The organism is Comamonas sp. FG99 (genome assembly GCF_057808605.1).
The window spans coordinates 36,351-45,939 of the sequence record NZ_JBMDII010000041.1 but is presented as its reverse complement, the minus strand read 5'-3'; the positions used below and the strand labels follow the sequence as shown (position 1 = coordinate 45,939).

Annotated in this window: 10 protein-coding genes; 1 reads left to right on the top strand and 9 read right to left on the bottom strand. The window is 67.4% G+C overall.

The features are described 5' to 3' along the window. The 6 genes from ACODRX_RS21775 to ACODRX_RS21750 form a co-directional block, all read right to left on the bottom strand. Positions 1 to 459, bottom strand: a 459-nt coding sequence (locus ACODRX_RS21775) for an MJ0042-type zinc finger domain-containing protein (protein WP_488873632.1), incomplete at its 3' end; no start/stop codon positions are given. Between the two features lie 30 nt (positions 460 to 489). Further along, positions 490 to 1,377 carry a 50S ribosomal protein L11 methyltransferase gene (gene prmA / locus ACODRX_RS21770; protein ID WP_488873631.1) on the bottom strand — a complete coding sequence of 296 codons (888 nt, stop codon included), beginning with the start codon at positions 1,375 to 1,377 and terminating at the stop codon, positions 490 to 492. A 155-nt stretch (positions 1,378 to 1,532) separates the two neighbouring features. Next, the gene (accC, locus tag ACODRX_RS21765) at positions 1,533 to 2,888 is read right to left on the bottom strand and encodes an acetyl-CoA carboxylase biotin carboxylase subunit (protein WP_488873630.1); all 1,356 of its coding nucleotides are present in this window, start codon (positions 2,886 to 2,888) and stop codon (positions 1,533 to 1,535) included. A gap of 10 nt (positions 2,889 to 2,898) precedes the next feature. After that, on the bottom strand, positions 2,899 to 3,360 hold the full coding sequence (gene accB, locus ACODRX_RS21760; protein ID WP_488873629.1) for an acetyl-CoA carboxylase biotin carboxyl carrier protein: 462 nt from the start codon (positions 3,358 to 3,360) through the stop codon (positions 2,899 to 2,901). A 114-nt stretch (positions 3,361 to 3,474) separates the two neighbouring features. Continuing rightward, the gene (locus tag ACODRX_RS21755; RefSeq protein ID WP_488873628.1) at positions 3,475 to 4,023 is read right to left on the bottom strand and encodes a TlpA disulfide reductase family protein; all 549 of its coding nucleotides are present in this window, start codon (positions 4,021 to 4,023) and stop codon (positions 3,475 to 3,477) included. After that, the gene (locus ACODRX_RS21750) at positions 4,020 to 4,622 is read right to left on the bottom strand and encodes a hypothetical protein (protein WP_488873627.1); all 603 of its coding nucleotides are present in this window, start codon (positions 4,620 to 4,622) and stop codon (positions 4,020 to 4,022) included. The genes ACODRX_RS21755 and ACODRX_RS21750 overlap by 4 nt, the downstream gene beginning before the upstream one ends. Positions 4,623 to 4,675: 53 nt before the next feature. Here ACODRX_RS21750 and mpl point away from each other — a divergent pair, with 53 nt between their 5' ends. Next, positions 4,676 to 6,073: a UDP-N-acetylmuramate:L-alanyl-gamma-D-glutamyl-meso-diaminopimelate ligase gene (mpl, locus tag ACODRX_RS21745; RefSeq protein ID WP_488873626.1), complete on the top strand. Its 1,398-nt coding sequence runs from the start codon at positions 4,676 to 4,678 to the stop codon at positions 6,071 to 6,073. Positions 6,074 to 6,208: 135 nt separating this feature from the next. Here the strand turns inward: mpl and ACODRX_RS21740 are convergent, their stop codons facing one another. The 3 genes from ACODRX_RS21740 to tldD all read right to left on the bottom strand — a co-directional run bounded on the left by ACODRX_RS21740 (position 6,209) and on the right by tldD (position 9,552). Further along, complete coding sequence (locus ACODRX_RS21740) at positions 6,209 to 6,520, bottom strand: hypothetical protein (RefSeq protein ID WP_488873625.1); 312 nt, start codon at positions 6,518 to 6,520, stop codon at positions 6,209 to 6,211. A 35-nt stretch (positions 6,521 to 6,555) separates the two neighbouring features. After that, complete coding sequence (locus ACODRX_RS21735; RefSeq protein ID WP_488873624.1) at positions 6,556 to 7,710, bottom strand: 3-deoxy-7-phosphoheptulonate synthase; 1,155 nt, start codon at positions 7,708 to 7,710, stop codon at positions 6,556 to 6,558. Positions 7,711 to 8,061: 351 nt separating this feature from the next. Beyond that, complete coding sequence (gene tldD / locus ACODRX_RS21730; RefSeq protein ID WP_488873623.1) at positions 8,062 to 9,552, bottom strand: metalloprotease TldD; 1,491 nt, start codon at positions 9,550 to 9,552, stop codon at positions 8,062 to 8,064. Positions 9,553 to 9,589: the final 37 nt, after the last annotated feature.

The following is a 9,589-nucleotide window of genomic DNA, read 5'->3' as shown; positions in this document are numbered from 1 at the left end:
CGCCCCCCCCCGCGCCGATGCCGACAGCAGCTTTTCCGCGCGCGCCTGCAGCTCCTGCATGTCGTCGGGCGCGGAAAACGGCGCGGGGCTGATGCGTGGGCCGGGCGCGGCATGCGCGGCGTCCCATTCGCCCTCCCATCCAGGCTCCAACTCACTCTCCGGCACGGGCCGGGATTCGAGGTAGGGCTCCTGCCAGCTCGGGTCCACATAGGCGGGCTCGCCATGGCCCGAGCGCCGCGGAAACACCAGCACCGACAGCTCGGGCATCGGCGCCTCGGGGTCGGTGGCGACGGAGGCGGCAGGATCTGCGGCCTGCGCCGCCCTGCGCCACATATGCGCCGGCGCATCGAACACCGCCTTGCATTTGCCGCAGCGCACCCAGCCGCCAGCGATGCGCAGCTGGTCGTCCACCACCTTGAAGCGGGTGTGGCACTCAGGGCAACAGGTGATCTGGCTCATGGTCTGCGCATTGTAGAAGCCGGGTCGCCGTCAGCCGCGGCGCGCGGTCATCAAGATCCAGCCGTCTTCCGCATCGGCCACCTCGAGCTGCAGGTAAGACGCATAGGCCTCCTTGAGCTCGTCGGCCTGGCGCTCCAGGATGCCCGCCAGCACCAGGCTGCCGCCCGGCGCCACATGGCCGCACAACAGCGGCGCCAGCACCTTCAGCGGCGTGGCCAGGATGTTGGCCAGCACCGTGTGGTAAGCGCCTTGCGCGCGCTCCGGCAGGCCGGCCGTGAGTTGCACGCCATTGGCCTGGGCGTTGTAGCCGGTGGATTCCACCGCCGCCGGGTCGATGTCGACCGCGTCGATATCGCTGGCGCCGAACTTGGCGGCGCCGATCGCTAGGATGCCCGAGCCACAGCCATAGTCCAGCGTGCGGCCGAGGCTGCCCTCGGGCTGGCGCGCGATCCAGCGCAGGCACATGCGCGTGGTCGGGTGGGTGCCGGTGCCGAAGGCCAGCCCCGGATCGAGCCGTATGCTGCGCCGGGCCTCGGGCGGCAGCTCGTGCCAGCTGGGCACGATCCAGAAGTCGGGCGTGATGTCCACCGGCGCGAACTGCGATTGCGTCAGTCGCACCCAGTCCTGCTGCGCCACCTCGCGCAGCGCCAGCACGCTGCAGCCGGCAAAGAAGTCCTGCACCTGCAGCAGCTGCTGCGCCTCGGTGGCGGCCTCGCGGCTGGCGAACAGCGCCACCACGCGGCTGCGGCTCCAGCCCTCCTTGGGCGGCGGCATGCCCGGCTCGCCGAACAGCGCCTGCTCGGCCTCGGTGTGCGCATCCGCATCCTCCACCGACACGCTCAGCGCATCCAGGGCATCGAGCGCATCGCCGATACCCTCCACCCGGTCTTCCGGGCACAGCAGGCAGAGTTCAAACATGGCGGGCCATCCTTAAAAATAAAAAGCTGGCATTCCCCGTGAAATGCCAGCATGCATGACTATGAAATTCAGAGCTGCTTGCACTTACTGGATAAGGTTTTCAATGCTACAGAACATTGAAAACCTTACCAAACAAGCGCCAGCAGCTATGTTTTTTAGCGCTTGCGGGCCGCCAGCCACTCTTCCAGGTAGTGGATGTTGGTGCCGCCCGCGTTGAACTGCGCATCCACCATCAGCTCGCGGTGCAGCGGCAGGTTGGTGGTGATGCCTTCGACCGCGGTCTCCAGCAGCGCGGTGCGCATGCGGGCGATGGCCTCTTCGCGGGTGTCGCCGTGCACGATGATCTTGCCGATCATCGAGTCGTAGTTCGGCGGCACAAAGTAGTTGGCATAGACATGCGAGTCCACGCGCACGCCCGGCCCGCCCGGCATGTGCCAGGTGGTGACCCGGCCCGGCGACGGCGTGAACTTGTACGGATCCTCCGCGTTCACCCGGCACTCGATCGCATGGCCGCGCAGCTGCGCGTTGATCTGGCGCTGCGTGAACGGCAGCTTCTCGCCGGCCGCCACCATGATCTGGGTCTTGACGATGTCGATGCCGGTGATCAGCTCGGTCACCGGATGCTCGACCTGCACCCGGGTGTTCATCTCGATGAAGTAGAACTCGCCATCCTCGTACAGGAATTCGAAGGTACCGGCGCCGCGGTAGCCGATGCGCTTGCAGGCGCTGACGCAGCGCTCGCCGATGCGCTCGATCAGCTTGCGCGGAATGCCGGGCGCGGGCGCCTCCTCGATCACCTTCTGGTGGCGGCGCTGCATGGAGCAGTCGCGCTCGCCCAGGTAGACGGCATTGCGGTGCTTGTCCGCCAGGATCTGGATCTCGACGTGGCGCGGGTTCTGCAGGTACTTTTCCATGTACACCGCGGGATTGCCAAAGGCCGCGCCGGCCTCGGCCTTGGTCATCTGCACCGCGTTGACCAGCGCCGCCTCGGTGTGCACCACGCGCATGCCGCGCCCGCCGCCGCCGCCCGCCGCCTTGATGATGACGGGGTAGCCGATGGCCTTGGCGATGCGGCGGATCTGCACCGGATCATCGGGCAGCTCGCCGTCGGAGCCCGGCACGCAGGGCACGCCGGCCTTGATCATCGCCTGCTTGGCCGAGACCTTGTCGCCCATGATGCGGATCGACTCGGGCGTGGGGCCGATGAACTGGAAGCCACTCTTTTCCACGCGCTCGGCGAAGTCGGCGTTCTCGCTCAGGAAACCGTAGCCGGGGTGTATGGCCTCGGCATCCGTCACCTCGGCGGCGGAAATGATCGCGGGCATGTTCAGGTAGCTGTGCGCGGACGGCGGCGGGCCGATGCACACGGCCTCGTCCGCCAGCTTCACGTACTTGGCATCGCGGTCGGCCTCGGAATAGACCATCACCGCCTTGATGCCCAGCTCGCGGCAGGCGCGCTGTACCCGCAAGGCGATCTCGCCTCGGTTGGCAACCAGTATTTTCTTGAACATAGGCACAGCCTTATTCAATCACGAACAACGGCTGGCCAAACTCGACCGCCTGGCCGTTTTCCGCCAGGATGCGCTTGACGATGCCCGACTTGTCGGACTCGATTTCGTTGAGGATCTTCATCGCCTCGACGATGCACAGGGTCTCGCCCTCCTTGACCTCGCTGCCGATCTCGATGAAAGGCTTGGCGCCGGGGCTCGAGGCACGGTAGAAGGTGCCGACCATCGGCGACTTGACGGTATGGCCCTCGGCCGCCGCGGCGGCTGCGGGCTCGGCGGCAGCGGGCGCCGCAGCGGCCACCGGCACGGCAGCCACCGGCTGCGCCTGCACCGGCACCGCCGGTATGTATTGCTGGGCTACCGCGCCACCGCCCTTGACGATGCGCACCTTGCCTTCGGCTTCGGTGATTTCCAGCTCGGATACATTGGACTCCGACACCAGGTCGATCAAGGTTTTCAGTTTGCGTAAATCCATGGCAGTTCCCACCGCAAAAAATCGAACAGGGCGCAAATTTACTCGAAATCCGGCCTATTCGATTCAAAATATTCTATTTCCAGCCATCTGCACATAGATTGGCCATGTAAAGATTTACACGAGCCCGCTCCAGGCTTGCAGGTCGGACTCGTGCAGTTGCCCCATTTTACGTTCTCGGGCCATTCCCTTCGCATCGAACAGCACGCTGTAGGGCAAACCGCCGGCGGTATTGCCAAGCTCCTTGCCCAGCGCCGCGCCCTGCATGCCGGCGATGGCCACCGGCAGCGACAGCGGCATCTGCTGCAGGAAGCGGGCCACCGCCGCCTCCTGGTCCACGGCCAGCGCCAGCACCGTCCAGCCCGCGGCGCGCCGCTCCTGGTAGAAGCGGTCGAGCAGCGGCAGCTCATCGACGCAGGGCGGGCACCAGGTGGCCCAGAAATTGAGCAGCAGCGGCTTGCCCAGGTACTGGCGCATCGCCACCGCAGGCTGCCCGGGCAGGCCGGCGAACTGCTGCGACCACAGGCCGGCCTCGGCACCCGCGGCCACCTCGGCAGGCCGCAGCCGCCACCAGGCCAGGCCCGCGCCGGCCAGGCCGGCGGCCACGGCAACGCCGCCCAGCAGCCAGCGCCGGCTCGGGGATGGAGAAGGTGTGAGGGCAGTCATGGCGTGGCCTCGGATTCTGCCAGCAAACGGCGCAGCGCCTCGGTGCTGCCCCGCGCCACGCGGCCGCGCGCATCGGGCCTGAGCGCGCCGCGCAGGTCGTCGCGGTCGTGGATGATGAAATGCACGCCCACCATCTGCGCCAGCGGCCGGCACGGGCTGCCCACGGTGAGCACGTCCACGCTGTCGCCGCGCATGCCCGAGGTGGACGACACCTCGTAGCTCGCGCCCTGGTTGATCAGCGCGATCTCGGCCGACTTGGGATCGTCGCAGAACAGCTGGATGTGGATGTCGGAATGCCGCGTGGCCACGCCGCTCCATACCGCGCCGCCCAGGTGCGGGCGGAACTCCTGCATGCGCTCCATCCACACCAGGGCCAGCGCGCGCAGCGCCTGCAGCTCCTGCGGCTGGGTGTCGGCGCAAAACAGCGCGATGTACTCGCGCACCGCCACCTCCAGCAGGTCGTTGTCGGGCAGCGCGCTGCGCGCCGGCGCGCCCAGCAGCTTGACTGCGCGCTTCTTCGCGGGGCCCCACTCCATGCCGTCCTCCACCACCATGCGGGCGGCGGTGTGGGCGATTTCCAGGGTCAGGTCATTGTCCATGGCCCATTGTGACCCATCTGCCAAGCCCTGCCGCAGTCCTCATAGAATGCCGCATGCACATTCATATCCTGGGTATTTGCGGCACCTTCATGGGCGGGGTGGCCGCGTTGGCAAGAGAAGCGGGGCACAAGGTCACCGGCTGCGATGCGGGCGTCTATCCGCCGATGAGCGACCAGCTGCGCGCGCTGGGCATCGAGCTGATCGAGGGCTACGGGGCCGAGCAGCTGGCGCTCAAGCCCGATGTGTACGTGGTCGGCAACGTGGTCAGCCGCGCCCGGCTGGCCGACGGCAGCCCGAAGTTTGCGCTGATGGAGGCCATCCTGGAATCCGGCGCCCGCTACACCAGCGGCCCGCAGTGGCTGGCCGAGAACGTGCTGCAGGGCCGGCACGTGCTGGCCGTGGCCGGCACCCACGGCAAGACCACCACCACCTCGATGCTGACTTGGGTGCTGGAGTCGGCCGGCCTTGCGCCCGGCTTCCTGGTCGGCGGCGTGCCGCTGGACTTCGGCGTCTCCGCCCGCCTGGGCGGCAGCGGCGGCAATAGTCGCGGCGAACGCCCGCTGTTCGTGATCGAGGCCGACGAATACGACACCGCCTTCTTCGACAAGCGCAGCAAGTTCGTGCACTACCGCCCGCGCACCGCGGTGCTGAACAACCTGGAGTTCGACCACGCCGACATCTTCGACGACCTGGCCGCCATCGAGCGCCAGTTCCACCACCTGGTGCGCACCGTGCCGGCCTCGGGCCGCATCGTGGCCAACGGGCTGGAGGAGAGCCTGGCGCGCGTACTGCACCAGGGCGTGTGGAGCGAGGTGGTGCGCTTTGGCAGCGCGGTGGACGAATTCAGCGCCACGGGCGAGCCGCATGCCTTCGAGGTGCTGCGCGCCGGCCGGCCGGTGGCGCGGCTGGAATGGGGCCTGAGCGGCGTGCACAACCAGCTCAATGCGCTGGCCGCGATTGCCGCGGCCGAGCATGTGGGCGTGGCGCCCGCCACCGCCGCCGCCGCGCTGGGGCGGTTTCGCAACGTCAAGCGGCGCATGGAGCTGCGCGGCACGGTGGGCGGGATCGCGGTCTACGACGATTTCGCGCACCACCCCACCGCCATCCGCACCACGCTCGACGGGCTGCGCCGCCAGCTCGGGGCCGGCCCGCGCATCCTCGCGGTGTTCGAGCCGCGCAGCAACACCATGAAGCTGGGCACGATGAAATCGCAGCTGCCCTGGTCGCTGGAAGCCGCCGACCTGGCCTTCTGCCACACCGCCGGCCTGGACTGGGATGCCGCGCAGGCCCTGGCGCCGATGGGCGCACGCGCCCAGACCGCCGCCGACGTGGACACGCTGGTGCGCCAGGTGCAGGCTGCGGCGCGGCCGGGCGATGTGCTCGTGTGCATGAGCAACGGCGGCTTCGGCGGCATCCACGGCAAGCTGCTGGCGGCACTGAAGGGGCGTTGAGCGTTTTGCGTTGAGCGTTGTGCGGCGTTCACGCTCAACGCCAGCGCCATGGGCGGCTATGCCCTGCCCCCCAAAAAATAACAGCCAGCACAGATGGCGTCTGCACCGGCTGGTGTCCCGGCTGCAAATCCGGGCCTAGAAATCCACCGTCATCTTGCGGGTGTCGACCACCACGCTGGGCCTGGCCAGCGCGCCGATGCTGGCCGCCGCATACTGGGCGAACCAGTCGGCATCGGCGAACCGGGCGGCGCCCGCGGCCTTGGCCACCGACACCACCTTGTCCACGATCAGCACCTTGCCGCTGGCGCGCAGGGGCTCGCAATCCATGCGCACGAATTCCTGATCCAGCCAGCGCCGGCCGTCCTCGTGGCCCATGGCCTCGGCGCCGTCGAAGTCGTGCAGGAACTCCTGCCCGTCGTCCAGCACCACCTTCATCGCATTGCGCATCCAGCCCTCCTCTTGATTGCGGCAAGGGCTCCAGCTTACACGACCGCGGCTTCTGCCTCTTCGGTGTTTGCGCGCATGCGCCGCGCCTTCACCGATTCGGACAGCTCGCGCAGCGTGGCCACCGAATCGTCCCAGCCCAGGCAGGCATCGGTGATGCTCTGGCCGTAGGCCAGCGCGGCCGGATCGTTCTTGCCGGGCGTGAACTTCTGCGCGCCGGCCTGCAGATGGCTTTCGATCATCACGCCGAAGACCTGGCGCGAGCCGCCGGCCAGCTGCTGGCCGATGTCGCGCGCCACGTCGCGCTGCTTCTCGTGCTGCTTGGAGCTGTTGGCATGGCTGCAGTCGACCATCAGCGTGGCCGGCAGGTGCGCGGCCTCCAGGTCCTTGCAGGCCGCGGCCACATGCTCGGCGCTGTAGTTCGGGGTCTTGCCGCCGCGCAGGATCACATGGCAGTTGCCATTGCCCTTGGTCTGCACGATGGCGACCTGGCCGTTCTTGTGCACCGACAGGAAGTGGTGTGGGCGGCTGGCCGACTGGATCGCATCGGTGGCGATGCGGATGTTGCCGTCGGTGCCGTTCTTGAAGCCGATGGGCGCCGAGATGCCCGAGGCCAGCTCGCGGTGCACCTGGCTTTCGGTGGTGCGCGCGCCGATCGCGCCCCAGGAGATCAGGTCGGCGATGTACTGGGGCGAGATCACGTCGAGGAATTCGCTGCCCGCCGGCACGCCCAGGCGGTTGATGTCGATGAGCAGCTGGCGCGCGATGCGCAGGCCCTCGTCGATGCGGTAGCTCTCGTCGAGGTAGGGGTCGTTGATCAGGCCCTTCCAGCCCACCGTGGTGCGGGGCTTCTCGAAGTACACGCGCATCACGATCTCCAGCGTGTCCTCGTACTCCTTGCGCACCGCCTGCAGGCGGCGGGCGTATTCGATCGCGGCCTGCGGATCGTGGATGGAGCACGGGCCGATGATGACCAGCAGGCGGTCGTCGTCGCCGGACATGATGTTGTTGATGCTCTTGCGGGTGTTGGTCACCAGCGATTCAACGGGAGTGCCCTGGATGGGGAAGAAGCGGATCAGATGCTCGGGAGGCGGTAACACGGTGATGTCCTGGATGCGTTGGTCGTCGGTCTGGCTGGTTTTTTCGCCGCCGCGATACCAGGCATCGCCTGCAGGGTGCGCTGTCGGGTTCATCTGTCGTTCCTTTGAAAGTCGTGGGAATGTGGAAGGGGTAACAAAAAACCGCCGGGCTTTGCAGCTGCGGCGGTTCAGTGGGAGGTTTGGGTGCTCGCGCGCTCAGGCCTCTCGTCCGCCTTGGACCGAGAACCAAAAGTAAAAGTAGGAAGCGCTGCGAATTTGCATTTCGCCAATGTACCACAGTCTGTGCAGGTGCAGCAATTATTTTTTCCAGAAACGCAAGAAAACTGCGACCAGGCCATATCAAGACCAAAAAACGCAGAAAAACTGCACCACTTGTAAATCCATGCAATAAAAAAGCCCATCCATCGATGGGCCTTGCAAGAAACCGGCAATCGCCGCGCTGGCTCAGGCGGTACCGCCCACCGTGAGGCCGTCGATGCGCATCGTGGGCTGGCCCACGCCGACCGGCACGCTTTGCCCCTCTTTGCCGCAGGTGCCCACGCCGCTGTCCAGGCGCATGTCGTTGCCGATCATGCTCACGCGCTTGAGGCATTCCGGCCCGCTGCCGACGATGGTCGCGCCCTTGACCGGATAGAGGATCTTGCCGTCCTCCACCCAGTAGGCCTCGCTGGCCGAGAACACGAACTTGCCGCTGGTGATGTCCACCTGGCCGCCGCCGAAGTTGCTGGCGTACAGGCCCTTCTTGATCGAGGCGATGATCTCCTGCGGGTCCTTGTCGCCGCCGAGCATGTAGGTGTTGGTCATGCGCGGCATCGGAATGTGCGCATAGCTCTCGCGGCGGCCGTTGCCGGTGGGCTTGACCTTCATCAGCCGGGCGTTCATCGCGTCCTGGATGTAGCCCTTGAGGATGCCGTCCTCGATCAGCACATTGCGCTGCGTGGGGTGGCCCTCGTCGTCCACGTTCAGCGAGCCGCGGCGGTCGGCGATGGTGCCGTCGTCCAGCACCGTCACGCCCTTGGCGGCCACGCGCTGGCCGATCATGCCGCTGAAGGCGCTGGAGCCCTTGCGGTTGAAGTCGCCCTCCAGCCCGTGGCCCACCGCCTCGTGCAGCAGCACGCCGGGCCAGCCGGGGCCGAGCACCACGGTCATCTCGCCGGCGGGCGCGGGGCGCGACTCGAGGTTGGTCATCGCCGCTTTCACCGCCTCGTCCACATACTGCTGCACCAGCGCATCGTCGAAATACGCCAGGCCGAAGCGGCCGCCGCCGCCGGCCGAGCCGACCTCGCGGCGCCCCTTGTACTCGGCGATCACCGTCACCGACAGGCGCACCAGCGGGCGCACATCGGCCGCCAGCGTGCCGTCGGCGCGGGCGACCAGCACCACGTCGTGCTCGCTGGCCAGGCCGGCCATCACCTGCTTGACGCGCGGGTCCTTGGCGCGCGCCAGCCGCTCGACCTTTTCGAGCAGCTGCACCTTGGCCGTGCTGTCCAGCGTGGCGATCGGATCCAGCTCGGGATAGAGCGAGCGGCTCGGGGCGATCACCCGCTTGGGCACCGAGACCCGCGCCGACTGGCTCTGCGCGCCGATGGCGCGCACCGTGTGCGCGGCATCCAGCAGCGAAGCCTCGGAGATGTCGTCCGAATACGCGAACGCGGTCTTCTCGCCCACCACCGCGCGCACGCCCACGCCCTGGTCGATGGAGAAGGAGCCGGTCTTGACGATGCCCTCCTCCAGGCTCCAGCCCTCGGCGCGGGTGTACTGGAAGTACAGGTCCGCATCATGCACCTTGTGGGCGCGGATGTCGGCCAGCGCGCGGCTCAGGTGCGACTCATCCAGCCCGAAGGGCGTCAGCAGCAGGTCGCGGGCGATGGCCAGGCGTTGCGCGGTGGACTCGATCTGGGGCAGCGCGGAAGTGGGGAAGGCAGCGGTTGTCATGCAGGGATTTTAGGGCTTGGCACCATGGGTATCGCAT

Coding starts and splice junctions, on each gene's coding strand:
- ACODRX_RS21755 (WP_488873628.1), bottom strand. CDS start 4,023: ATGACTGCCCTCACACCTTCTCCATCCCCGAGCCGGCGCTGGCTGCTG.
- mpl (WP_488873626.1), top strand. CDS start 4,676: ATGCACATTCATATCCTGGGTATTTGCGGCACCTTCATGGGCGGGGTG.
- ACODRX_RS21735 (WP_488873624.1), bottom strand. CDS start 7,710: ATGAACCCGACAGCGCACCCTGCAGGCGATGCCTGGTATCGCGGCGGC.
- accB (WP_488873629.1), bottom strand. CDS start 3,360: ATGGATTTACGCAAACTGAAAACCTTGATCGACCTGGTGTCGGAGTCC.
- prmA (WP_488873631.1), bottom strand. CDS start 1,377: ATGTTTGAACTCTGCCTGCTGTGCCCGGAAGACCGGGTGGAGGGTATC.
- ACODRX_RS21740 (WP_488873625.1), bottom strand. CDS start 6,520: ATGCGCAATGCGATGAAGGTGGTGCTGGACGACGGGCAGGAGTTCCTG.
- tldD (WP_488873623.1), bottom strand. CDS start 9,552: ATGACAACCGCTGCCTTCCCCACTTCCGCGCTGCCCCAGATCGAGTCC.
- ACODRX_RS21750 (WP_488873627.1), bottom strand. CDS start 4,622: ATGGACAATGACCTGACCCTGGAAATCGCCCACACCGCCGCCCGCATG.
- accC (WP_488873630.1), bottom strand. CDS start 2,888: ATGTTCAAGAAAATACTGGTTGCCAACCGAGGCGAGATCGCCTTGCGG.